The 25,323-nt window shown below is 27.4% G+C and carries 28 protein-coding genes; all 28 read left to right on the top strand.

What is annotated here, in order from left to right; translation table 11 throughout:
• Positions 1-57: 57 nt before the first annotated feature.
• The 28 genes from nusB (at position 58) to ispH (ending at position 25,247) form a co-directional block, all read left to right on the top strand.
• Positions 58-462 (top strand): transcription antitermination factor NusB, encoded by a 405-nt coding sequence (gene nusB, locus J2Z76_RS06270; RefSeq protein WP_209511162.1) that lies wholly within the window; start codon positions 58-60, stop codon positions 460-462.
• Positions 459-1,415, top strand: coding sequence for a Kae1-like domain-containing protein (locus tag J2Z76_RS06265; RefSeq protein ID WP_209511161.1), 957 nt, complete (start codon positions 459-461; stop codon positions 1,413-1,415). Before nusB ends, J2Z76_RS06265 begins: the two co-directional genes overlap by 4 nt.
• On the top strand, positions 1,405-2,604 hold the full coding sequence (gene xseA, locus J2Z76_RS06260; protein WP_209511160.1) for an exodeoxyribonuclease VII large subunit: 1,200 nt from the start codon (positions 1,405-1,407) through the stop codon (positions 2,602-2,604). Before J2Z76_RS06265 ends, xseA begins: the two co-directional genes overlap by 11 nt.
• Entirely contained in the window at positions 2,594-2,803 is a 210-nt protein-coding gene (gene xseB / locus J2Z76_RS06255) for an exodeoxyribonuclease VII small subunit (protein ID WP_209511159.1), read from the top strand. Before xseA ends, xseB begins: the two co-directional genes overlap by 11 nt.
• Positions 2,804-3,048: 245 nt before the next feature.
• Positions 3,049-3,846, top strand: coding sequence for a TlyA family RNA methyltransferase (locus tag J2Z76_RS06250; protein WP_209511158.1), 798 nt, complete (start codon positions 3,049-3,051; stop codon positions 3,844-3,846).
• Between the two features lie 19 nt (positions 3,847-3,865).
• Positions 3,866-4,318, top strand: a complete 453-nt coding sequence (locus J2Z76_RS06245; protein WP_209511157.1) for an arginine repressor — start codon at positions 3,866-3,868, stop codon at positions 4,316-4,318.
• A gap of 13 nt (positions 4,319-4,331) precedes the next feature.
• The gene (gene recN / locus J2Z76_RS06240; RefSeq protein ID WP_209511156.1) at positions 4,332-6,017 is read left to right on the top strand and encodes a DNA repair protein RecN; all 1,686 of its coding nucleotides are present in this window, start codon (positions 4,332-4,334) and stop codon (positions 6,015-6,017) included.
• 98 nt (positions 6,018-6,115) lie between these two features.
• Complete coding sequence (gene spoIVB / locus J2Z76_RS06235) at positions 6,116-7,213, top strand: SpoIVB peptidase (protein ID WP_209511155.1); 1,098 nt, start codon at positions 6,116-6,118, stop codon at positions 7,211-7,213.
• A gap of 122 nt (positions 7,214-7,335) precedes the next feature.
• Entirely contained in the window at positions 7,336-8,130 is a 795-nt protein-coding gene (gene spo0A, locus J2Z76_RS06230) for a sporulation transcription factor Spo0A (protein ID WP_209511154.1), read from the top strand.
• Between the two features lie 261 nt (positions 8,131-8,391).
• Positions 8,392-8,919, top strand: coding sequence for an NUDIX hydrolase (locus J2Z76_RS06225; RefSeq protein ID WP_209511385.1), 528 nt, complete (start codon positions 8,392-8,394; stop codon positions 8,917-8,919).
• Positions 8,920-9,010: 91 nt separating this feature from the next.
• Positions 9,011-9,592 carry a hypothetical protein gene (locus J2Z76_RS06220; RefSeq protein WP_209511153.1) on the top strand — a complete coding sequence of 194 codons (582 nt, stop codon included), beginning with the start codon at positions 9,011-9,013 and terminating at the stop codon, positions 9,590-9,592.
• Entirely contained in the window at positions 9,592-10,470 is an 879-nt protein-coding gene (locus tag J2Z76_RS06215) for a tyrosine-type recombinase/integrase (RefSeq protein ID WP_209511152.1), read from the top strand. Before J2Z76_RS06220 ends, J2Z76_RS06215 begins: the two co-directional genes overlap by 1 nt.
• Before the next feature lie 17 nt (positions 10,471-10,487).
• The gene (locus J2Z76_RS06210) at positions 10,488-11,660 is read left to right on the top strand and encodes a phosphopentomutase (RefSeq protein WP_209511151.1); all 1,173 of its coding nucleotides are present in this window, start codon (positions 10,488-10,490) and stop codon (positions 11,658-11,660) included.
• A 124-nt stretch (positions 11,661-11,784) separates the two neighbouring features.
• Positions 11,785-12,945, top strand: a complete 1,161-nt coding sequence (locus tag J2Z76_RS06205; protein ID WP_209511150.1) for a D-alanyl-D-alanine carboxypeptidase family protein — start codon at positions 11,785-11,787, stop codon at positions 12,943-12,945.
• 15 nt (positions 12,946-12,960) lie between these two features.
• Positions 12,961-13,680: a segregation and condensation protein A gene (locus J2Z76_RS06200; RefSeq protein ID WP_209511149.1), complete on the top strand. Its 720-nt coding sequence runs from the start codon at positions 12,961-12,963 to the stop codon at positions 13,678-13,680.
• A gap of 13 nt (positions 13,681-13,693) precedes the next feature.
• Entirely contained in the window at positions 13,694-14,233 is a 540-nt protein-coding gene (gene scpB, locus J2Z76_RS06195; protein WP_209511148.1) for an SMC-Scp complex subunit ScpB, read from the top strand.
• Positions 14,234-14,788: 555 nt separating this feature from the next.
• Entirely contained in the window at positions 14,789-15,175 is a 387-nt protein-coding gene (locus J2Z76_RS06190; protein WP_209511147.1) for a Clp protease/crotonase-like domain-containing protein, read from the top strand.
• Positions 15,156-16,199 carry a D-alanyl-D-alanine carboxypeptidase family protein gene (locus tag J2Z76_RS06185; protein WP_342455020.1) on the top strand — a complete coding sequence of 348 codons (1,044 nt, stop codon included), beginning with the start codon at positions 15,156-15,158 and terminating at the stop codon, positions 16,197-16,199. The genes J2Z76_RS06190 and J2Z76_RS06185 overlap by 20 nt, the downstream gene beginning before the upstream one ends.
• Positions 16,200-16,359: 160 nt before the next feature.
• On the top strand, positions 16,360-17,088 hold the full coding sequence (locus J2Z76_RS06180; protein WP_209511146.1) for a pseudouridine synthase: 729 nt from the start codon (positions 16,360-16,362) through the stop codon (positions 17,086-17,088).
• The gene (gene mnmM, locus J2Z76_RS06175; protein ID WP_209511145.1) at positions 17,081-17,662 is read left to right on the top strand and encodes a tRNA 5-(aminomethyl)-2-thiouridylate-methyltransferase MnmM; all 582 of its coding nucleotides are present in this window, start codon (positions 17,081-17,083) and stop codon (positions 17,660-17,662) included. Before J2Z76_RS06180 ends, mnmM begins: the two co-directional genes overlap by 8 nt.
• Positions 17,663-17,893: 231 nt before the next feature.
• On the top strand, positions 17,894-18,103 hold the full coding sequence (locus J2Z76_RS06170) for a 4Fe-4S dicluster domain-containing protein (RefSeq protein ID WP_209511144.1): 210 nt from the start codon (positions 17,894-17,896) through the stop codon (positions 18,101-18,103).
• Positions 18,096-19,235 (top strand): 2-oxoacid:acceptor oxidoreductase subunit alpha, encoded by a 1,140-nt coding sequence (locus J2Z76_RS06165; RefSeq protein WP_209511143.1) that lies wholly within the window; start codon positions 18,096-18,098, stop codon positions 19,233-19,235. The genes J2Z76_RS06170 and J2Z76_RS06165 overlap by 8 nt, the downstream gene beginning before the upstream one ends.
• 2 nt (positions 19,236-19,237) lie before the next feature.
• On the top strand, positions 19,238-20,053 hold the full coding sequence (locus tag J2Z76_RS06160) for a 2-oxoacid:ferredoxin oxidoreductase subunit beta (RefSeq protein WP_209511142.1): 816 nt from the start codon (positions 19,238-19,240) through the stop codon (positions 20,051-20,053).
• A gap of 13 nt (positions 20,054-20,066) precedes the next feature.
• Complete coding sequence (locus J2Z76_RS06155) at positions 20,067-20,606, top strand: 2-oxoacid:acceptor oxidoreductase family protein (RefSeq protein ID WP_209511141.1); 540 nt, start codon at positions 20,067-20,069, stop codon at positions 20,604-20,606.
• A gap of 7 nt (positions 20,607-20,613) precedes the next feature.
• Complete coding sequence (locus J2Z76_RS06150; protein ID WP_209511140.1) at positions 20,614-21,486, top strand: MurR/RpiR family transcriptional regulator; 873 nt, start codon at positions 20,614-20,616, stop codon at positions 21,484-21,486.
• Positions 21,487-21,691: 205 nt separating this feature from the next.
• Positions 21,692-22,345 (top strand): (d)CMP kinase, encoded by a 654-nt coding sequence (gene cmk / locus J2Z76_RS06145; RefSeq protein ID WP_209511139.1) that lies wholly within the window; start codon positions 21,692-21,694, stop codon positions 22,343-22,345.
• The gene (locus tag J2Z76_RS06140; RefSeq protein WP_209511138.1) at positions 22,335-22,922 is read left to right on the top strand and encodes a lysophospholipid acyltransferase family protein; all 588 of its coding nucleotides are present in this window, start codon (positions 22,335-22,337) and stop codon (positions 22,920-22,922) included. The genes cmk and J2Z76_RS06140 overlap by 11 nt, the downstream gene beginning before the upstream one ends.
• A 6-nt stretch (positions 22,923-22,928) precedes the next feature.
• Entirely contained in the window at positions 22,929-25,247 is a 2,319-nt protein-coding gene (gene ispH / locus J2Z76_RS06135; RefSeq protein WP_209511137.1) for a 4-hydroxy-3-methylbut-2-enyl diphosphate reductase, read from the top strand.
• The last annotated feature ends 76 nt before the right edge of the window (positions 25,248-25,323 follow it).

Raw genomic sequence — 25,323 nt, 5'->3', positions numbered from 1 at the left:
TCAATCTATGCTAGTCTATGTGAATAATTTTTGGCTGTATTTATAAACGGAGGAAAAATGAAACGAAAAGAAACACGAGAAGAAGCTGTAAAAATTGCATATTGTATGGATGTTAATAAGGATTTTAATAAATCTTTACCTAATCAATATATAGAACATTTTGAATTACAAGAAATGGATTTAGAATATTTAAATAAAACTATTTGTGACATGATTGATAATCTAGAAACAATAGATGAACATGTGACAGAGAATTCTAAAGATTGGAAAATTGCTAGAATTGCAAAGGTTGATCTTGCTATATTAAGAATTGCTCTTTCTGAAATACTTTACGATGATTCTATACCATCAAGTGTGTCAATAAATGAAGCTGTTGAAATAAGCAAAAAGTACTCAAGTGAGGACGCACATAAATTTATAAATGGAATTTTAGGAACAGTTGTAAGAGATATAGAGAAATGAAAAATTATATACTTGGGATAGATACAAGTGCTTATACAACTTCGATAGCAATAATTGATAAACAAATGGATCAAGTTGTTTTTGATATGAGAAAAATTCTTCAAGTTCCATATGGACAAAAGGGCTTAAGACAGCAGGATGCAGTTTTTCAACATTTAAAAAACCTACCTGAGATATTTGGTGAAATAGACATAGACTTAAATAGAGTTGATACAGTATCAGTTAGTTCACGCCCTAGAAATGTAGAAAATTCCTACATGCCGGTTTTTACAGTTGGACAAAATTTTGGTAAAGTTATTGCAAAAACATTAAGTTGCAACTATGTTGAATATTCCCATCAAGAGAACCATATAGGGGCATCTTTGATAGAACAATATAAAACGATAAATAATAGTATTCTTGCAATTCACATTTCAGGTGGAACTTCAGAATTTTTATCTGTTTGTAAATCATCTGCGGGTTATAAAGCTGATATAATTGGTGGAAGTAAAGACATAACATTTGGACAATTAATAGATAGAATTGGAAATACTATGCATTTTCCTTTTCCATGTGGCAAACATATGGATAAATTTATAGATGATAATACAAATGTTGAAATGATAAAAACTCCACGAATTAGCGGAGACGAATATATTAATTTATCTGGTATGGAGAATTATTACATTAATTTATATAATAATAAATATGAAAAACAAACAATAATATATTCTCTTTTTAAATATATTTCAGAATGTATTATATATATAATTAACAATTTAAAAAACAAACATGAATTTAAAACAATTATAGTTACGGGTGGGGTAGCATCAAACAGTACAATTAGAAAAATTATTTTAGAACAATTAGAAAATCAATTTAAAATTATTTTTCCTTCAATTAAAAACTCTTCTGATAATGCTATTGGTACCGCATTTTTGCCTATAATTGACAGGTGGTATGATGAAGCTTAAACCAATAAAAGTATCTCAACTCAATCAATTTATAAAAAAGTATTTGAGTAGTAATAGCATACTAAACAATTTAAGAGTTGAAGGTGAAATATCAAATTTAAGAACGAGTAAAACTGGATACACGTACTTCACACTTTGTGATGATAGTTCGTGTATTAATTGTGTTTGCTTTTATACTGATAGTATATCAAAAAATGGGGACAAGGTAGTAATTGATGGTGAATTGTCTGTTTATGAAGCTAGAGGTTCGTATCAGATAATTGTAAAAAGCATTGAAAGAATTGGAATGGGTAAAATACTTCAAGACTTAGAATTACTAAAAGGTAAATTAAAAGCAAAAGGAATGTTTGAGAAAAATAAACCATTACCTTTATATCCTGAGAATATAGGAATTATTACTTCAAAAACTGGTGCTGCAATAAAAGATATACTTAAAACTTTTGAAAGCGTAAAAGCAAATATAGAAATAACAATTTATAATGCATTAGTACAGGGAGATAATTCAAAACAATATATAATAGATGGAATTAAAAAATTTAATGAAGACAATGTTGTTGATGTTATACTTATTTCTAGAGGTGGGGGAAGTTTTGAAGATTTAAATATATTTAATGATATAAATATAGCTGAAGAGGCATTTAAATCAAATATTCCTATAGTTACAGGAATAGGCCATGAATCAGACCGAACACTTATAGATTATGTAGCTGATGTATATTGTCACACCCCTACTGCTGCCGCAGAAAGAATAATCAGGGGATATAAAGATATACAAACTAAACTTGAAAGCCTCATTTATAATTTAAAGTCTAGCACAAAGAATTATATAAATATTAAATCGTCAGAACTTAAATCTTCTAAATATATACTAAGAAGTTACTTACCTTTAGAAGAAGTATATACTAAAAAAAATCAACTTGAAAATTATAAACATTTTATAAAAAATCAATTGGAAACTAAATTAAATAAATTAGACTATCAGTTAAATATTATGCGTGAAAAGATTATTAATAATAACTATAACAAGCAATTAGAAAAAGGACTACCTATTGTTTCTAATGATATAGGAAATATAATTAAAGATATATCACAAGTTAATGAAAAAACTTTGTTGAATATAAATTTTAAAGATTTTATTATTACTGCACGAACTATAAGTGTAAAAGAGGTAAAACATGATGAAAAATAATAATCAGAATTATGACAGCTTTGAAGCTGCTTTTGAAGAATTAAAACAAATTGTACAAAATCTTGAAGATATTGATGATGTATCAATTGATGAAATGTTAAAAAGTTATGAAATGGGCATGTCAGCCTACTCATTTTGTATGGAAAAACTTGAAGATACCCAAAAAAAGATTAAAATAATTGATTCTAACTTTGAATAATAATTACTCTTTTGTAAGATATTAAATAACGCACATTATAGAAATGAATAGCATTAAACAGTTATGATTACAAATGAAATAGTATACAATATTTTAGAACTTCACTATTTGAATAAATCTAATTTTTACTAATAAATATTAAATTAGTAATTGATATTTATAAAATATTATGCTACAATATGTATTGCTATTTTGTTTTAGCAAAATTATTATTACTAATAAACTGAAGGGTTGTTTATTGTTTAATGGAAAATAAAGAAAGATTAGATGTATTTCTTTATTCACAAGGATATACCGAGAGTAGAGAAAAAGCAAAACAATTAATTATTAATAATCATACCTATGTAGACAATATTATGTGTAATAAACCTTCTACTAAGGTTTCAAGTAAAAGTTCTATTTGTATTGTTGATGATAACAAATATGTTGGACGTGGAGCTTCTAAGCTTGAAAAAGCACTAAACTATTTCAAAATACAAACATCACAGATTGTTGCTATAGATGTAGGGGCTTCAACAGGTGGATTTACAGACTACCTCTTGCAACATGGAGCTAAAAAAGTATATGCTGTAGATGTTGGACATGACCAGCTTCATAACAAGCTTATAGAGGACAAACGAGTAATAAATATTGAAAATACTAATTTTAGATATATTGATACTGAAATTTTCATAGAAAGTGTCGATATAATAGTAGTAGATGTTTCTTTTATTTCATTAAAACTTATTTTACCTAAAATTGTCGAAATTAGTAGTGATAAATCTGATATTGTCGTTTTAATAAAACCTCAATTTGAGGCAGGAAAAAGTAATATTGGAAAAAGCGGAATAATAAAAGATAAAAAAATTCACTTAGTTGTTTTAAACAATTTTAATGATTATTGTTTATCAAATAACTTATATGTTAAAAATATCACATTCTCACCAATTAAAGGTGGAAATGGTAACATTGAGTACCTTGCACATATAAAAAAAGGAAAAATAGCAAAATACGATAGCGAAACATTCAAAAGTTTAATAAAAGAAGCTTTTGATTTTTTATAAAAAATCTATGAGGTGGCAAATGAAAAAGTATACAAGGCAATCTAAAATTCTAGAATTGATCTCAAAAAAGGAAGTAGAAACACAAGAAGATTTAGCAGATGGCTTAAAAGCTATGGGCATTGACGTTACTCAGGCTACTATATCAAGAGATATAAAAGAGCTTAGATTGGTTAAGGTAATGGCTAAAAGCGGAAAATACAAATATGCAACAATTGGTCAAAGTCAAGAAGGCATTACTGATAGACTAAATAAAATATTTGAGAATTCAGTTGTTTCTATTGATTCTGCTGTTAATTTAATTATTATAAAAACAATTCCAGGTGCAGCACAAATATGCGCATCGGCAATTGATTATATGGGTATTGATGATATAGCTGGTTCATTAGCTGGTGACGACACAGTTTTCGTTGCAATAAAAAGTGTGGAAAGTGTTGAGTATGTATTGCAGGAGTTTAAGAAAAATATTAGATAATAGGTGATGTTTTATGTTGCTAAATTTGAACATAAGTAATTTTGCTGTATTTGAAAAAGAATCTATTAGTTTTGATAGTGGTTTTAATGTTTTTACTGGAGAAACCGGAACGGGTAAATCAGTTTTGATTGAAGCCTTATTTCTTATTTTAGGTGAGCGTGCATCAAAGGATTTTATTAGAAAAGGTAAAAAAAGTGCTTTTGTAGAAGCTGTTTTTGATATTTCTAATAATAAAAAGCTTAATATTTTTTTAGATGAAAATAATATAGTATTAGATGAGAATGATTTTTTAATTATATCAAGAGAAATATTAGAAAGTGGTAAAACTATAAATAAGGTAAATAATAGAATTGTTCCTCTTAATATAATAAAAGAAATTGGAAATTACTTAATAGATATTTATGGTCAATTTGGACATGCAAGCTTATTCAAAAAAGAAAATCATATTACAATTTTAGATGGGTTGATTCAAAATGAAATAAAACCATTGCTTGAACATTATGCAAGTTTGTATAAATCTTATAATAATAAATGTGAAGAAATTATTTACCTTGAACAAAAATTAGCTAACAAAGATCTCAGAATGGAGCAGTTAGATTATGAATTAAATGAAATAGAAGAAGCAGGTCTAGAAGAATTTGAAGAAGATAATTTATTGAAAGAAATAAAGAAACTTTCAAATATTCAAGAAATGAAGAAATCTCTATACGATATTCATAATATTCTAAGTCAAGATGATAATTCTATTATAAATAACGTAAATGGAGTTTATAGTATTCTCAACAAAATTATAAACTACGATGAAAATTTAAATAATTTTCTATCAAGGATCGACTTAATATTAGAAGATATTCAAAATTTCACATATGAAATCAACGATTATTCCGACAATCTTGATATTGACGAGGAAAGACTTGCTGTTATAGAAAATAGGGTATCCTTAATAAATAGATTAAAGCGTAAATATGGATATACTATAGATAAAATTTTAGAATATAAAAATTCGGCAAGTACTGAACTAGAATTACTTAAAGTGGCTGAATCGAATTTAAAATTGTTAGAAATTGAAAAAAAAGAATTATATGATTCGTTATCTATCTATGCTGAAAAAATTTCTTCTATTAGAAAAAAAGCAAGTTCTTTACTAGAAAAAGAAATATTAAATGAATTATATGACCTTAATATGAAAAATATAAAATTTAAAGTCAGTATTAAAGATAAGCTTGAATTTTCAATTGAAGGTAAAGATTCAGTAGAGTTTTTAATATCTACTAATGTGGGAAGCGATTTGAATTCAGTACAAAAAGTTGTTTCAGGAGGAGAAGCATCTCGTATTATGTTGGCATTAAAAAAAATTAGTAGTGATATGGATAGTATTGAAACAATGGTTTTTGATGAAATTGATGCTGGTATAAGTGGTAAAACATCTCAAATGGCTGGTATGAAAATGAACTACATATCTAACAATCATCAAATAATATGTGTTACTCATTCGCCGCAAATTGCTTCGATTTCAAAAAATCATTTTTTAATAGAAAAGAATGTTGTTGATAATAATACATTTAGCACTGTTGTTAAATTGGATGATAATAAAAAACTATCTGAAGTTGCACGATTGTTGAGTGGCTTCAAAATAACGGAAAAATCTTTGGAAAATGCAAAGGAATTAATTGAAAGTAGCAGTGATGTGATTTTATAGATTCATTAATAACTAACAGTTAACTAAAAAGTCAAATAGTAAAAGAATAAAAAAAAATAATATGGAAAAGTTAAGAGTAAAACATCGAGGAGAGTATAATGAAAAATTACACTAAAAGAGTTTTATTCTTTATTTTTTTTATTGCAGTTCTTATTATTTCTGTTTTTTTTGGTTTAGATTTAAAAACCAATCCATATAAATATTTGACTAAATTGACTGATTATAATGTAGATATTTCTAAAAAATATGTTATACCTGGAGGCCAAGCTATAGGTGTAGAATTAAAGACAGAAGGTGTATTGGTAGTAGGTTTGGCTGATATTGAAAATTCCGATAAAATATCAACTTCACCAGCTAAGTTATCAGGAATACAAATTGGTGATAAAATTTTAGGAATTGATTCTATACAAGTAGAAAATACAGATGATATTGTGGAATACACTAATGCATCAGGTGTTAAAGAGTATTCTATTAGAATAGAAAGAGATGGGAAAATTTCAAACTGTACAATTACACCCGTTCAAATTTATAAAAGTAATGAAATAAAGTTTGGTTTCTGGGCAAGAGATGATATAGCAGGAATAGGTACTGTTACATTCATAGATCCAGAAACATATCGTTTTGGGGCAATAGGACACGGTATAGCAGATACAGATACAGGTAAATTGATAGATATAGAATATGGTTCTATATCAAAAGCTAATATAACAAATATTAAATTAGGTAAAAAGGGAGAACCTGGTGAGATAATAGGATATATATTAAAAGATGAAGCTAGTCTAGGAACAGTAGAAAAGAACACTAGTTTTGGAATATATGGTAATATAAATAAAAATGGATTGAATTTTTTTAGTAATGATTTAATAGAAGTAGGTACTAAAGATGAAATTAGATTGGGTCCAGCAGTTATTTATTCTTGTGTAAATAATGAAATTAAAAAATATAATGTAGAAATAATAAAAATGTTCTATCAAAATAAACCTGCAGAAAAAAGCTTCGTAATTAAAATTGTTGATGAAGAACTTTTGGGATTAACGAATGGTATAATTCAAGGTATGAGTGGTTGCCCAGTAATACAAAATAATAAAATGGTCGGAGCAGTAACTCATGTTTTTATGAATGATCCCAGCAAAGGCTATGGAATATATATAGATTGGATTTTTGATGAAATTTATAATAATAAGTCTGAATTGTAAATATTTAAATTTTTTTTAGAAAAAAAAAGGGTTTTTTATATTTTCTGCGTATATATTAAATATATACTAATATATATACTATATAGATGTATATTACAAAAATTATATTGGGGGATATAAATATGCAAAAGAAAGTTTCAGTAGTAATCGCAGATGATAATAAGGAGTTTAGATTAGTCTTAAATGATTTTTTAATTTCGAAAAATTTGTTTGATGTTGTGGACATGGTTGATGATGGATTAAAAGCAGTTGAAGCAGTTGAAGAACATGAGCCAGATATCTTAATACTAGATATCATTATGCCACATCTTGATGGACTAGGTGTTCTTGAGAAATTACATAAAAAGAATTTATCAAAATTCCCAAAAGTAATAGTATTATCAGCAGTTGGTCACGACAAAGTAACTCAAAGGGCTATAAATATGGGCGTAGATTATTATATTGTTAAACCTTTTAATTTTGAATCATTTGCAGAAAGAATGATGCAAGTAGCTGAATTTGATATATCTAGGGTTCAAAACAAAAATAAAGAAGTCATTTTTAATGAAAAAGTTAAAATGGAATTAAGTTTAGAAGTAAAAATAACAGAAATATTACATGAAGTTGGAGTTCCAGCGCATATTAAAGGATATCAATACTTAAGAACATCAATAATTGATGTTGTAAATAATATAGAATTACTTGGAGCCATTACAAAAGAATTATATCCAAATATTGCAATTAAATATGCAACTACCCCCAGTCGAGTTGAAAGAGCAATTCGTCATGCTATAGAAGTAGCGTGGACAAGAGAAAAGATTGAAACTATTAATAACATATTTGGTTATACAATTCATAATAATAAAGGCAAGCCAACTAATTCAGAGTTTATTGCAATGATAGCAGATAAGTTAAGGCTTGAACAAAAAGTATCATAATATTATTTACATAACTCCTTACATTAAAGATTTGCATAATCTTAATTAAGGAGTTTTTTTAAAAAAATTGTCGTAAAATGATTACAGTCTAAGTAATACATACTACATTCTAGATAAATAAGCTTGACAAAAAGTATTATTATTATTACAATTAAGCCAATAAGCGAATGAAAAATCTTAGAATATATATGATTTTACAAATTTTATTATATGAATAAATACATAGAATTTATGTTAACTTAACAGGAAACATAGGAGGCAATTTTGAATAAAGAAATAACAGTAAAAAGCGAAAAAATTTTCGAAGGTAAAATAATAAACTTAAGAGTAGATACAGTTGAACTTCAAAATCAAAAATATGCAAAAAGAGAAATTGTAGAACATAAAGGTGCATCTGCGATAATTGCTCTAAATGAGAATGATGAGTTAATTCTTGTTAAGCAGTATAGAAAAGCTGTAGAAGAATTTCTGTATGAAATTCCAGCTGGAAAAATTAATGTAGCAGAAGAACCAAGGGAATGTGCACTTAGAGAATTAAAAGAAGAAACAGGGTATGAAGCAAAAGATATAGCTAAAATTTATGAGATATATTCAACTCCTGGTTTTTCCAATGAAAAAATTTATTTATTTAAAGCGGAAGATTTAACATATACTGCTACTAATTTTGATGAAGATGAAAATATTGAAGTTATTACCATAAGTAAAAGTGAGGCTAAAAAGATGCTTGAAACCGGACAAATAACTGATAGTAAAACCATAGTAGGAATATTGTTTTGGCTTAATATGTAAGTCGAAATAAACGTAATTTAAATAGTAATTAGTAATTAAACCTTCTGTACAAGCATATTATTTAATATAGCTAGTCAGGAGGTTTTTAATTATGAACAGAATCATGAAAAAGATTATATTAACAGAATACAAAAGATTAATATATTTAATAATAATTTTTGTTGTTTCATTATTTATATCTGCATTAATATTTGTATTAACAGGTCAAGGAAGTATGAATTCTATTAACTACGAAAATATAAGCCAACTGCCTCTTATGACAATCTTTCTTAAAAACTTCAAACGAAATATTGTTTATTTTATATCTATCATTTGCTTAACCTTTATTGGTCAAAGCAAAATAATTAATGGACTTTTTGGACTTATTTCTGTCTATTATGGTCTTTCTGTAATTTATTTAGTTAAAACAATAAATTTTGATAAAATATATTTTATTTTAACATTTACAGATTATTTTGTTTTCTTTCCGATTCTATTTTATTTTACTTATATTTCAAGTGTTGTATCAAAATATTCCAAAAAATCAAAAAAAGTAGAGACTATTTCATGTAAATTTGATATAATTATGTCTAGTTATATAAAGTTAGCCTTATTGTTTTTAATTATGGTGTCCGCATACAGTTTAGGCTATAGTTATTATATATCAATATTAAGCAGATTGTTGGTGAAATAATGAATAATTATATTGAGAGTTACAAAAAATTTCTTTACACCAAAAACTTAAGGCCAAACACTATAAGTTCTTATATTTATGATTTAAATAGTTTTGAGGTATATATTAGAAATGAATATAATTCTGAATTATCAAAAACAAAAAAAGCTCAAATACTAACATATCTTGTAAGTCTTCAAAAACAAGGTAAAAGTTCATCAACTATTTCAAGAACAATTTCTGCACTAAAAAATCTCTTTGAATATTTAAGAATTGAAAGAGTAATAACGGATAACCCAGCTATGAATATACATAGTCCAAAACAAATAAAAAAAATTCCATCTATAATATCAGAAGATGAAATTAATGAATTAATGTCACTTCCCGATATAAATACGTTTAAAGGAAGCAGAGATAGTGCATTGTTAGAGTTATTATATTCATCAGGTATAAAAGTCACAGAATTAATTAATATTAAAATACATGATGTAAATCTTAATACATGCATTATTAAAATAGAAGGTTCTAAAGAAAGAATAGTACCATTAGGTTATAATGCAAAAATATCAATTTTAAATTATTTAATGAATTTTAGAAATATAAAATGTAAAGATAAGAATAATGATTATTTGTTCATAAATTCTTTAGGCGAATCTATTTCTCGTCAAGGAATTTGGAAAATATTAAAATATTACGAAAATAAGATGAGTGGTAGTAAAGAATTATCACCTCAAATATTGAGGAATTCTTTTGCAGTACATTTATTATCTCATGGTGCAGACTTAGGAACTATTCAGGAGTTAATGGGATTAGTATCACTTTCTGCAACACAAAACTATTTGCATAATTTAGATTTTAAATCGTTAGAAGTATTTAAAAAAACATTTCCAAGAGCATAGAAAAGGAGAAAAAACGAATGATAAAAAGAGCTGTATTAATAATATTAGATAGCGTAGGAGCAGGAGAACTTCCAGATGCATCAGAATATGGTGATGTAGGTAGCAATACAATTAAAAATATTTATAAAAAAGTTGATGGTTACTCTTTACCAAACTTAGAGAAACTTGGACTATTAAACATAGATGGGTTTCAAGATTTAATAAAATCAAATTCAGAATACATAGGTTCAGTTTGCAAATGTAACGAAAGATCAAAAGGCAAAGATACAACAACTGGACATTGGGAAATTAGTGGAATTATTACAGAAAATCCATTTCCCGTGTTTCGCAATGGATTTCCTGATGATTTTATTTCTGAGTTTGAAAAAATAGTTGGAAGAAAAACTATAGGTAATTATGCTGCATCAGGTACGGAAATAATAAAAGTATTAGGAAAGGAACATGTAGAAACAGGAAATCTTATAGTGTATACATCAGCTGATAGTGTTTTTCAAATAGCTGCACATGAAGAAGTTGTTCCACTGGATGAATTATATGATATTTGTAAAAAAGCAAGAGAAATGCTAAAAGGAGACCTTGCAGTAGGAAGAGTAATTGCTAGACCATTTATAGGTAGTGATGGAAATTATACAAGGACAAAAAATAGGAGAGATTTTTCTTTAGTACCAACTTCAGATACTATGCTTGACTATATAAAAAATGATAATAAAGAAGTATTAGCAATTGGTAAAATAGAAGATATATTTGTGAATAAAGGAATTACAAAATCAATACATACAACAAATAATAATGATGGTATTGAAGCTACAATAAGTGCTATCAAGGAAGATTTTGAGGGTTTAATATTCACAAACCTTGTTGATTTTGATATGATATATGGACATAGAAATGATATAAAAGGCTATAGTGATGCATTAAAATATTTTGATAACAAATTACCTGAAATAATAAAAAGCCTTAAAGATGATGATATGCTTATTATAACAGCAGATCACGGGTGTGATCCTACTACGGAAAGCACAGATCATTCAAGAGAATATATTCCTTTAATTATGTATGGAAAAGAAATTAAATCTAACAATAATATTGGTGTTTTAGATACATTTTCGTGTATAGGTAAAACTATTCTTGATATTTTGAATATTGACAACAATATAGAAGGATATAGCATAAAAGAAAAGATAATTTAATTTTCTAGGAAATAGACTAAATATCAATAAATTCGACAAATATAATTCGATATAAAAACAAACTAAATGTTGTATATATAAATAAAATATGGTTATTATAATTCATAAAAGGAGGTAATATTTTATGAGGAAAAAAATAGCCATATTGTTTTTTTTGATGATATTGATTTTAAATTCTATAGGTATAAATACATATGCCGTAGAAGCAGAACAATTGCAATCTAAATCTGCAATTTTAATTAATGCAGACGATAGACAGATTCTTTTTGAAAAAAATATAAATGACAAAATGGCACCAGCAAGCATTACTAAAATAATGCTTTTAGTTCTTATATCAGAAAAAATGGATAAAAACGAAATTGCATTAAATCAAGAGATGACTATATCTAAAAATGCAGCCGGTATGGGAGGTAGCCAAGTATTTATTGAAGAAAATGAAGTTCAAACCGTCGAGAGTATGCTAAAAGCCATATGTATGCGTTCTGCAAATGATGCTTCTGTAGCTATGGCTGAGTTTATGTATGGTTCAGAAGAAGGCTGTATTAAGGCAATGAATGATAAAGCAAAAGAGCTTAATATGAATGATACTTCTTTTGCTAATGTAACAGGTTTACCTGATCCAAATCATTATACAACAGCAAAAGATATAGCAGCTATGACTAGTGAGTTACTAAAGTATAATTATGTAAACCAATATTCAACAACGTGGATGGATAGCATTTATGTAGGAAAGAATAAGGATAGCGAACAAGTATTAGTAAATACAAACAAGCTAATAAACTACTACGATGGTCTAATTATTGGTAAAACTGGTTATACAAATGAGGCAAGATATTGTCTATCTGCTGCAGCTAAGAGGAATGACACTACTTTAATTGCAGTTGTGTTAGGTTGTGATGATTCAAAAATAAGGTTTGCAGAGATACAAAAAATACTTAATGAAGGGTTTGCAAATTATAAAAATTTAATATTCCATAAAAAGGGCGAAAGTATATCAAGTTCAACTGTTTATTGTGGTAAGGAAGAAGAATTTAATGTTGTAAGTAAAGAAAATATTAATTTTTTTACAAATAGTAATTGTAAAGTTGATGATTTTAAATTAGAATACTTAATAGAAGAAAATTTAAAAGCGCCATTATCTGCAGATTCTCCAGTAGGTAAATTAATACTTTCAAAAGATAATCAAATTCTTGGTGAGTATAACCTTTATCCAGAAAAGAATATTGAAAAACTTTCTTTTATAAAATTTTACTTTGATAATATTGCAGATAAAATATTAAAATAATATTAAGAGGTTGATATGGAGTATTCTGTTAATTTAAACATGTTTCAAGGTCCATTTGATTTGTTGTTTCACTTAATTGAAAAGAAAGAAATAGATATATATGATATACCTATCTCAGAGATAACTGAACAATACCTTCACTATTTAGAAGAGATGAGACAATATAATATGAATATAACAAGTGAGTTTATATTAATGGCTGCAACTCTATTGGAAATCAAGTCTCAAATGTTATTACCTTTAAAAGAAAAAGGTGAGGACCCTAGATTGGAATTAGTTAATAAATTGCTGGAATATAAAATATTTAAAGACATATCATTAAAATTTAAAGAATATGAAAATGAAAGCAGCTACTATTTTTATAAGCCAAAGGAAGAAATTTGCCTAACGAGCGACTCTAAAATAGAGCAGCTTTCATTAAATGAAATTAATGTTTATGAGTTGTATAATATTTTTGTATCACTTATGAAAAATCAAAACATTAAAATAGAATATGAAAATACATATAAGGTTTATAGAGAAAATTATAGTGTCAAAGATTTTGTAGATAATTTTATGAAAAAAATAAAAAGTAATGGTCGCATATCATTATTTAGTACATTAAGAGAACAAGGTAAAATTACTAAAGAGTATGTAATAACATCTTTTTTGGCAGTGTTGGAAATTTCAAATAAACAAGGAATTAAAATTTGTCAAGATAACACCTTTAGTGATATTTTGATTATCTCAGTTTAGGAAGGTATGTAAATTGAACAATAATAACTTGAAAAGTATAATTGAGAGCTTGCTGTTTGCATGGGGGGAACCTTTAAATATTAATGAAATATCTAAAATTTTGAATATTAAAACTTTTGTTTTAAATCAAACACTAGATGATATGATAATAGAATATACTGACAATCCTAACAGGGGACTTATAATACAGAAATTTGGAAATTCTTATCAAATAACTACAAAAAAAGATAATTTTGAATTCATACAGAATTTACTTCAAACCTCTGTAAATAAAAGCTTATCGAATGCAGCTATGGAAACACTATCAATAATAGCATATAAACAGCCTGTAACAAAGGTTGAAATTGAGTTAATAAGAGGGGTAAAGTGTTCTAATGTAATTAAAGGCCTTGTAGATAAAAATTTAATAAAAGAGGTTGGGAAATTAGATAAGCCTGGAAAACCTACACTCTATGCAACAACTGATGAATTCCTTAAACATTTTGGATTAATTTGCCTTGATGATTTGCCGGTATTAATTTTAGAAACAGATGAGGAGAAAAAAGTAACATAGTTTATATGTTGCTTTTATTTTAATAAATATGAAAATTTATACTATTATAATAATTATAACATCTATTATATTTTTTATATATTTAAATATATGGTTTTTTTGTAAAATTAATTTTACCAAAGGATTTATTAACATCTATATAATAGTAAAATTATTTAAACATAAATTTAAAATAAACAAAAAAATATACTATATTAATGTTGCGAAAATATTGCTAGATATAAAAGAAGATAAAACAAAAGAAAAAAATATGATAAAATTTAAACATTTGTATAAATATCGTAGGTATTTAAAAATTTTTATAATAAAAAACATTTCTTTTTTTCCAGAGAATTTTGAAAATGATTTTTCTATTGCTTTAGAGTTTTATATAGTAAACATTTTGTTAAAAAAATCTTTCCTAAATGGGTGAGTATTAAATAATTATAAAAAAATGGAATCATATATTTGTATGCTTTCATTTTTTATTGTTATAATTATCATTTTTTGGGGCATAATGTTTATATAATATCAAAAATTGTAGTTATACAATGAAAATGAAATGGGGTTTTATAAATGGGAAAAGATATTGAAAATATAATTAAAGCAACCTTAGACAATATAAACAGCTTAACAGAAAATGAAAAACTAATTAGCAGTAAAATATCCTATGATAATTCAAATTTTTTAGCAATCTCTAAACTAAATATGAACTTTGTAATAGGGGGCAGTGACATAGATAAAAAGTTTAGATCTATAGATTTAAAACCATTTGCTGGTGCTGCATATGTTAATTTATCTTTAAACCCACAACTGCTGATTTATGAAAGCCAAGATGATATTAAAACGATTAATTTAAATACTGGTCAGACAGGTGGTGATTTAACTTCATCTATATTAAACATAATGACATTTATTAAAGATGTAAGGGAGAAAAAAGATAGTGAAACAAAAGATTTTTAAAATACTTATTATTACATTGTTATTAAACATTATAAACATAGAATTTACATTCGCTCAAGCAATTCCTCAGATATGGGCCGAGTCTTATATAGCAATTGATGCAAATTCAGGAAGAATAATAGGTTCAAAAAATTCAAATCAAAAGTTACCTATGGCAAGTACAACAAAGATAATGACATCTATTCTTGCGATAGATAAAATTAAAGATTTAGATAATGAGGTTGAGATCCCTGAATCATGCACAAACATTGAAGGATCAAGCTTATATCTTAAACCTAAACAAAGAGTTAAGATTTTAGACTTGTTATATGGTACAATGCTTCGTTCAGGTAATGATGCAGCACTTGCGCTTGCTAATATTGCAGGAAAAAATGATTCGGATAAATTTATCACTATGATGAATGATAAAGCAAAGGATCTCGGTGCTTTTAACACAAACTTTGTTAATCCTAATGGATTACATGACAATAATCATTATACTACAGCATATGACTTAGCTTTAATAAGCAAATATGCAATGAAAAATAATCTATTTAGAGAAATTGTTTCTGCGAAAAATTATAAAGCTGATAGTTTAAATAACGTATTATATAATAAAAATAAAGTTGTATTTCAGTATGAATATGGAAGTGGAATAAAAATAGGTTATACTAAGGCAGCTGGCAGATGTTTGGTTGCTTCTGCTAAAAAGGATGAAGTGGAAATAATTGTTGTTGTACTTAATGATAACAACTGGTTTGATGATAGCTATAAGCTGTTCGATTGGGCTTTTGAAAATTATAACAGCTACAATATAATTGAAAAAGGACAATACATTTGTGATTCAGATAATGGTGATCATATTTTTGCAGAAAATAGCTTTAGTTATTTGTTGACTAATGAGGAAAAAGATAAAATTAGATTTGAAACTAATATAACAGTTCCCCATATACTAAATGGAATGGATACTATTTCATATGGTGTATACAATATCTATTTTGGTGATAATATTATATTTACAGGTAATCTTATAGGAAATAAATAAAATGTAGTTTAGAGAAAGGATTTGTTGCAAATGCAAATAAATTCTTTCTTTTTTATTTAATAGTCTCCCTAGGAGAAGTTGCTTATTAGAAATGAATTGTTTGCAAAATATAAAATCTATATTATAATATAGATGTAAAGTAAAAAGAAAGGTAAAATCTATGAAAACAGAACGACTACAAAAATATATAGCGAGCTGTGGCGTAACGTCTAGGAGAAAAGCTGAAGAGCTTATTATTAATGGAAATGTAATGGTAAATAATGCTGTAGTAACTGAGTTAGGAATAAAGGTAGATACAGAAAATGATGTTATAAAAGTAAACAACAAAATAATTCACAAAGAAAAAAGGAATATATATATAAAACTTTATAAGCCTGAAGGATATGTTACTACTGTAAAGGATCAATTTGGTAGAAAGTGTGTGATTGACTTAGTTGATATTAAAGAAAGAATCTATCCAATAGGAAGGCTAGATTATGATACATCAGGTTTATTATTACTTACTAATGATGGTGATTTAGCAAATAAGCTTTTGCATCCTAAATATCATATTTACAAAACATACATAGCAGAAGTTGAAGGTTTAATAAATTTAAATTCAATTGAAAACTTAAAGACGGGAGTAATTATTGACGATTATAAAACAGCCCTAGCTAAAGTAACTTTAATGAGCAAAGCAAAAACATCATCCATAGTTCAAATTAGTATACATGAAGGTAAAAATAGACAAGTAAGAAAAATGTTTGAATCAGTGGGATACCCAGTTATAAAATTAAAAAGAATTTCTTTTGGTATGATAACACTAGACTCTTTAAATCTTGGTGAATGGTCTTTTTTAAGTGATAAAGAAATTAATTTTTTAAAAAATTCGGAGGTAAGGTATGAATAATATAAAATATGGTAAAGTTGTTGACTTTGTACATATGCTTATAAGACAGAGCTATGAAGATAAAAGTGAACTTCGTTTTGTAGATGCTACTTGTGGAAATGGATTTGATGCATTATTTCTCAGTAAAGTTGCAGGTGAATCGGGTAAGGTGTTTGCATTTGATATTCAAGATCAAGCTATTGAACGAACCACAACACTCTTAGAAACAAATTCAAACTTTAAAAATTATGAAATTATAAAAGATTCTCATGAGTTGATTAATAAATATATGTCTGAAAAAATAGATGCTGCATTATTTAATCTAGGTTATCTTCCGTTTTCAGATAAAGAAGTAACAACACAACCAGATGTTACTGTTAATGCTTTAAAAAATTTACTTTTCTTATTAAAAGAAAATGGTAGGGTATATATAACAACATACATTTCTCATGATACGGGCAAGGAAATCAAAGAAATTAAGCAATTCTTAAAAGATTTAAGTAAAAAAGAATACAACGTTATTCATATGAAAATAATAAATAAGGATAATGCACCACCAGAATTATTTATTATAGAAAAGACAGAAAAACAGTAAATTTCAATGGTAAATTAAGTATAAAAAATGCATGATTGACAAGATTTCAGTCATGCATTTTTTATACTTAATTGTTATGATAAACGATTTTCGTCGTTGAAGTTTGTCGCAATTTGCATGCAATGAAATTATTCTTGCAATTTTATTTTTTTTGAAATTATTCTTGCAAAAATAATAAAATGTGTTATGATGGTTATGTAAAAAGAATCAAAAATTTTTGGAGGGTTTTAAATGGCTAAAAATAAAAAAAGTCTTGTTCTGAACGTGGAAAGTTGCAAGGGATGTAACATATGTATTGCATTTTGTCCTAAAAAAGTCCTTGAATTAAAAAATGATAAGTGCGTAATTGCACGTCCAGATGATTGTATAAATTGCGGAATGTGTGAACTTAGATGTCCAGATAACGCAATTTACTTAGTAGGAGGTAACAAAGATGAGTAATGAGAAGAATTATAAATTAATCCAAGGTAATGAAGCTTGTGTTGAAGGTGCTTTGGCAGCAGGCATGAAATTCTTTGCTGGATATCCTATAACACCTTCAACTGAGGTTGCAGAAATATCTGCACAAAAACTTCCTCAAGTTGGTGGTAAATTTATTCAAATGGAAGATGAAATAGCTAGTATGGCTGCTATAATTGGTGGTTCATTAGCTGGATTAAAATCAATGACAGCTACAAGTGGACCTGGATTTTCTTTAATGCAAGAGAATCTTGGATATGCATCTATAGCAGAAATACCATGTGTTATAGTTAATGTACAAAGAGGTGGTCCAAGCACAGGGCTCCCTACATCTCCAGCACAAGGAGAAGTTATGCAAGCAAAGTGGGGAACACATGGAGATCATCCAATCATAGCTTTGACACCTAATTCAGTGCAAGAGACATACGAATATACAATAAAAGCATTTAACTTAGCTGAAAAATATCGTACACCTGTTATAATGTTAATGGATGAAACAGTTGGACATATGAGAGAAAAATTAACTTATAAAGATCCTTCTGAAATTGAAATAATAGATAGAAAAAAACCAACATGCAAACCAGATGAATATTTAGCATATAAGGCAGATGAAGATATGATACCACCTATGGCGTCATTTGGTGAAGGATACAGATATCATGTTACAGGATTAACTCATGATGAAACTGGTTTTCCAACAAATAATAATAAAATTTCTGGAGAGCTTATAACTCGTTTAGTAAATAAAGTTGAAAAAAATGTAGATGACATGGCATATTTCGAAGAATATGAAATGGAAGACGCTGAAGTTGTTATTATTGCTTTTGGTGGAGTTTCAAGATCTGCTAAAACTGCAATAGATGAATTACGTAAATCAGGTAAAAAAGTTGGTTTATTTAGACCAATAACTATATGGCCAATGCTTGAAAAACAAATTGATAAGGTTGCAGAACAAGCAAAAGAAATTTATGTTGCAGAAATGAATCTCGGTCAATATTTCTATGAGGTAGATAGAATAGCTGGTAAAAAGTGTCCTGTTAAAAAGATTAACAAGGTTACTGGAGAGCTTATAACTCCTAATGAAATTATTGAAGCAGTAAATGGAGGTAAATAATTATGAATTTTAGCGAAATGACAGAAAAGTATTATAGAACAGACAAGTTGCCTCATATATGGTGTCCTGGATGTGGTCATGGTACCTTGTTAAATACAGTAGTTAGAGCAATTGATAAGCTTGGACTTAATAAAGATGAAGTATGTATTGTATCTGGTATAGGTTGTTCATCAAGAGCACCAGGATATTTAGATTTTAACACTCTTCATACAACTCATGGTAGAGCTCTTGCTTTTGCAACAGGAATTAAACATGCAAATCCCAATTTACATGTAATAGTTATAACAGGTGATGGAGATGCTTCAGCAATTGGAGGTAACCATTTAATTCACGCTGCTAGAAGAAATATAGATATAACAACAATTTGTTTTAATAACAACATATATGGTATGACAGGTGGACAATATTCCCCAACAACTCCAACAGGAGATTTTGGTACAACAGCTCCTTATGGAAATACCGATTCAACTTTTGATCTATGTAATCTTGTTCAAGGTGCAGGTGCAACATATGTAGCAAGAGGTACTGCATATCATGCTCAAGCAATGGAAAAACTTGTAGTTAATGCTATTAGTAACAAAGGGTTCTCATTTGTTGAAGGATTAAGCTTATGTCCAACTTACTATGGAAGAAAAAATAAAAAGGGCGATGCTGTTAAAATGCACGAATTCTTAAAAGATAATTGCATCGATAAAAAAGTTGTAGATAAGAAACCTGAAATGGGCGAAAATAAAATAATAATAGGTGAGATGTACAATAATCCTAAACCTGAGTACACTGAGAACTATAAAGTAGTTATTGATAAATTTCAAAAGTAGAGGAGAATTTATTATGTTTCAAAGAATAGAAATGAGATTAAGCGGTTCAGGTGGTCAAGGTGTAATCCTTGCTGCAATAATATTTGCTGATGCTGCATTGGAAGATGGTTTAAATGCAATTCAAACACAATCTTATGGTCCAGAAGCAAGAGGCGGAGCTAGTAAAGCAGAAGTTATCATTAGCAAAGATGAAATTAAGTATCCAAAAGTTGTAAAAAATGATATTTTATTGTCGTTAACACAAAAATCTTATGATAAATATATTGCATCTTTAGATAAAGATGGTATACTAGTTGTAGATGAAAGTGTTGATGTTAAAGAAGACGTTCCTTACAAAGTTTATAAACTTCCTATATTAAGTACAGCAATAGATAAAATTGGTACTCATATGGTTGCCAATATTGTTTCAGTAGGAGTTTTATATGCAATTATGGGTGAAGGTGTAATAAATATTGAAACATTAAAAAGCTCAATTTCTAATAGAGTTCCACCAGTAACTGTTGAAAAAAACATCAGAGCTTTCGAAGAGGGTATAAAACTTATTCGAGGATGATAATTTAATGAAAAATAATGCTGATCTTATTAATCTTATAAAAAGTAACTATTACAAATTTAGTAAAGGTCAAAAACAGATAGCTCAGTTCATAATAGAACATTATGATAAGGCGGCTTTTATGACTGCAGCTAAAATTGGGGAAACTGTTGATGTTAGTGAATCTACAGTTGTTAGATTTGCAAGTTCTATAGGGTTTTCTGGATTTCCTGAACTGCAAAAGTCACTGCAAGTATTGATAAAAAATAAATTAACTACAGTTCAGCGTATCGGTTTAGATGAAGATGCATCAGAAGATACTGATATGTTGCATAAAAGAATTATACGTAATGAAATTAACAGTATGCGTTATCTTTTAGAAAATATTGATACTGATGCTCTTGATAAAGCTACAGAAGCAATTTTAAATGCAAATAAAGTTTATATACTTGGACTTAGAACTTCTTCAACTCTAGCTAATTATCTTGGTTTTTACTTGGATGTAATACTAGATAATGTTAAAGTTTTGAATAACAGCGGAGTAAACTCTTTGTATGAAGAAATTATTAGAGTTAAGGAAACTGACGTTTTGATTGTTATTAGTTTCCCAAGGTATTCAAACAACACAATAGAAGCCACTAAATTTGTAAAAGAACATAAGGCTAAGGTTATAGCAATTACAGATACTGAAGCATCACCTTTCCACTCGTTATCAGATGTTTCACTTTTAGCAAAAAGTAATATTGTATCATTCATTGATTCTCTAGTTGTACCTATGTGTATGTTAAACAGCTTAATTGTAAATATAGGTATGCAGGAAAAGGATGATATTCTTCAGTATTACGATAGGTTAGAAGAATTGTGGGATAGTCATAGTATCTACCAAAGTGATAATTTGTAATAAACAATATATAATTGTTAAAAAAGGACAGATATTTTTATCTATCCTTTTTTATATGAAATTATAATTTGTTTTTCAAGTAATATATTACTAATATTATAAAATATAACATAATAATAATATTTTTATTGTTATATTTGTATTTTTGTAATATAATAATATGGTGACTTATGAGAAAATGTAGTTTGAAAGGAATTATGAAAAAATGATTATAGCAATAGATGGACCATCAGGTGCTGGCAAAAGTACTATTGCGAAACTTGTCAGTAAAAATCTTAATTTTGAATATATTGATACTGGTGCTATGTACCGTGCTTTAGCATATAAAGCATTTAAGAATAATATTCCGATTATTGATGAGAAAATTGACAAAATGCTTAAAACAACTAAAATAGACTATTTAAACAATAGTATTTACTTAGATGATGAGGTTGTTGATGATTATATACGAAGTGAAAATATTTCTAAAATAGCATCTATGATTTCGTCATTAGGGAATGTTCGTTTAAAAATGGTTGATTTACAAAGGAGTATCTCTAATAATAAAAATGTAATCTTAGACGGAAGAGATATTGGAACTAATGTTTTTCCAAATGCAGATTATAAATTTTTTATAACTGCATCTGTAGAGGAAAGAGCAAAGAGAAGATATAACGAACTCGTTGATAAAGGTATTTGTGTTTCATATGATACAGTTTTGCAAGATATTAAATTGCGTGATTACAATGATTCATCTAGACAAATTGCACCTTTAAAGATAGCAGATGATGCTATTATAATTGATAATACAAATATGAGCATACAAGATATCCAAAATAAAATAATATCAATAGTATCGGAGGGACTTAATGCTTTATAGAATAGCTGTATTTATATTGAAAATTTTAGCATTCTTAATTTTTAACGTAAAAACACACAATTCAGAAAAGTATAATAATTCTGATGGCAGATACATTATTTGTGCAAACCATATATCCATGATAGACCCTGTTATGTTAGCAATTTCTTCTAAAAGAAAAATTTGTTTTATGGGTAAGAAAGAATTATTTAAAAATAAATTTTTAGGATACATATTTGGTAAACTAGGTGCTTTTCCTGTAGATAGGTCTGGGGTTTCGTTATCAGCAATAAAAAGTTCATTAGCTGTCTTAAATAGAAATGAGATTCTTGGTATTTTTCCAGAGGGTACACGAGTTGAAAAATACGATGAAAAAAATGCAAAACCTGGAATTGCAATGATAGCAAATAAAGCAAATTCCAATATCATTCCTGTTTATATAAAAGGAAATTATAAATTTAGAGGTAAAATTGATATTTATTTTGGACAAGAAAAAAATTACTTTGAAAACTATACAGGAAAAATTAACACTGAAAAATATACGGAAATTGGAAAAGAAATATTAAGAGATATATATGATTTAGGAAAAGACAGGTAATCGCTTATGTTTATTGAAAAATCAAAGTATATAGGGTTTTGCTCTGGAGTGAAAATTGCAGTAGAAAAGGCTTTATCTACATTAAACGAAGAAAAAAAGCTTTACAGTTATGGAGAAATCATTCATAATAAAGATGTTGTAAATAGTTTGGAAAAAAAAGGCTTAATTGTTATAAATGATATTCTTGATTATAGTGATAATAATACAAAACTTTTGATTAGGTCCCATGGTGTAGGCAAAAAAGAGCACTTAGAACTAGTTGAAAAAGGAATAAATATTATAGATGCAACTTGTGTAAAAGTTAGAAAAATACATAAAATAGTTGAAGAGTATAGTAATAAAGGATTCAACATTATAATAGTAGGTGATAAAAAACATCCAGAAGTTCTTGGAATAATTGGGTGGTGCAATAATAAAGAATCTGATGTTATAATAATTGAAAGTCAAGAAGATATTGAAGAATTAAAAATAGATCCTGTTGAAAAATATTGCTTAGTATCACAAACTACTTTCAACACAAATGTTTTTTCAAAGATAGTTAATACTATAACAAAAAATAATTATACTAATATTGTAATTAATAACACAATTTGTGATGCAACAAAAAAAAGACAGGATGCGTGTGTTGAATTAGCCTTAAGAAGCGATGTAATGCTTATTGTGGGTGGGAAAAATAGTTCAAATACTAAGAAGTTATATGAGTTGAGTAAAAAAGTTTGTCCGAATACATTTTACATTGAAAATTATAAGGAAATTCCTTATAAATATATAGATAAAAATACCAAGGTGGGAGTTTCAGCAGGAGCTTCAACTCCTGACTGGATAATAGAGGAGGTTATACAAATGTCAGAAAACCTAAACCAAACAAATGACATGAATGAAAATCAAGAAAATCAAAACGGAACAATGCATGAATTGTTCGAGAGCTATGGTGGAGTTTCAAAAATAAGAACAGGTGATATAGTTAAAGGAACTGTAATATCTGTAAATCCCGAAGCCATTTCTGTGAACATCAATTATAAATCCGATGGAATAATCACTAGAGATGAATATTCCTTTGCTCAAATACCTGATTTAACAGAATTAGTAAAAGAAGGAGAATCTATCGAAGCTCAAGTAGTTAAGCTTTCTGATCAAGATGGTAATGTTATATTAACAAGAAAACCATTAGAAGAAAAAAAAGTTTGGGAAGATTTAGAAAAATTAAAAAAAGAAAATGCTATAATTGATATATCAATTAACGAAGCATCTCAATTTGGAATTTATGGAAAAGTTAATGGTGTTAAAGGCTACATTCCAAGAAATCAAATTTCTATACAAAGAGAAGTTGATCCTTCTGAGTATGTAGGTCAAAGCTTAAAAGCTAAAATTTTAGATACAAAAAATAAAAAAGGCAGAAGACAATTAATATTATCATCAAGATTAGTAGAAAAGGCTGAAAAAGAAATAAAAGATAATGAAACTTGGGAGAATATTAAAGAAGGCGAAATATATGAAGGAATTGTAAAAAACCTTCAAGATTATGGCGCATTTGTAGAAATCGATGGAATAGATGGATTACTTCATATAAATGAAATAGCATGGACTAGAATTAAGCATCCTTCAGAAGTTTTAAAAGTTGGCGATAAGATTAGCGTTAAAGTTAAAAGCGTTGACAAAGAAAATAAAAAATTATCACTTAGCTATAAAGCAACTATAAAAAGTCCATGGGCATTGTTCCTTGATAAACATAATAAGGGAGATGTTGTTACTGGCAAAATATCTAGAATATTAGAATTTGGTGCTTTTGTAGTAATTGATGATATAGAATGCTTGTTACACATAAAAGATATTGATTGGGCTAGAACAGAAAAAGTTACTGATGTTTTAAGTGAAGGTCAAGAAGTTACTGCAAAAATATTAAACATTTCTAGAAAAGATAGAAAAGTTAGTTTAGGAATGAAACAACTTATTGAACATCCATTTGACAAATATACTAAAGATTTAAAGAAAGATGACATAATTCCAGTTGAAATAACTCGTATACTTTTAGATGGAGTACATGTGTTGGTTAATGGAAATATAGATTGCTTTATACCAATAGCAAGAGTTTCTACAGAAAAATTAAGAACACCAGCTAAAGTAGTTAAAGTTGGAGAAACCAAAGATGCAAAGATATTATACATTGATACAAAAGGTAAAAATATTAACTTAACTTTTGTATTAGAAAGTAAAGATGAAAATGAATATTCAAACAGTGATATTCCAGTTTCATATAAATCAGAAGATTCTGACTTTACAATTGGTGAATCTATAGGTGATGCACTAGGGGACTTATTGAAGTAAAATACAATTGTTAGATCTAATGATCTAACAATTTTTTTCCAACTATATTTACATTTTTTGGACAAATAACCACATA

This window comes from Sedimentibacter acidaminivorans (assembly GCF_017873955.1).
In the GTDB taxonomy this organism is placed as follows: domain Bacteria; phylum Bacillota; class Clostridia; order Tissierellales; family Sedimentibacteraceae; genus Sedimentibacter; species Sedimentibacter acidaminivorans.
Note: the sequence above shows the minus strand (reverse complement) of the source record. Positions and strands in the feature narration are given on the sequence as shown.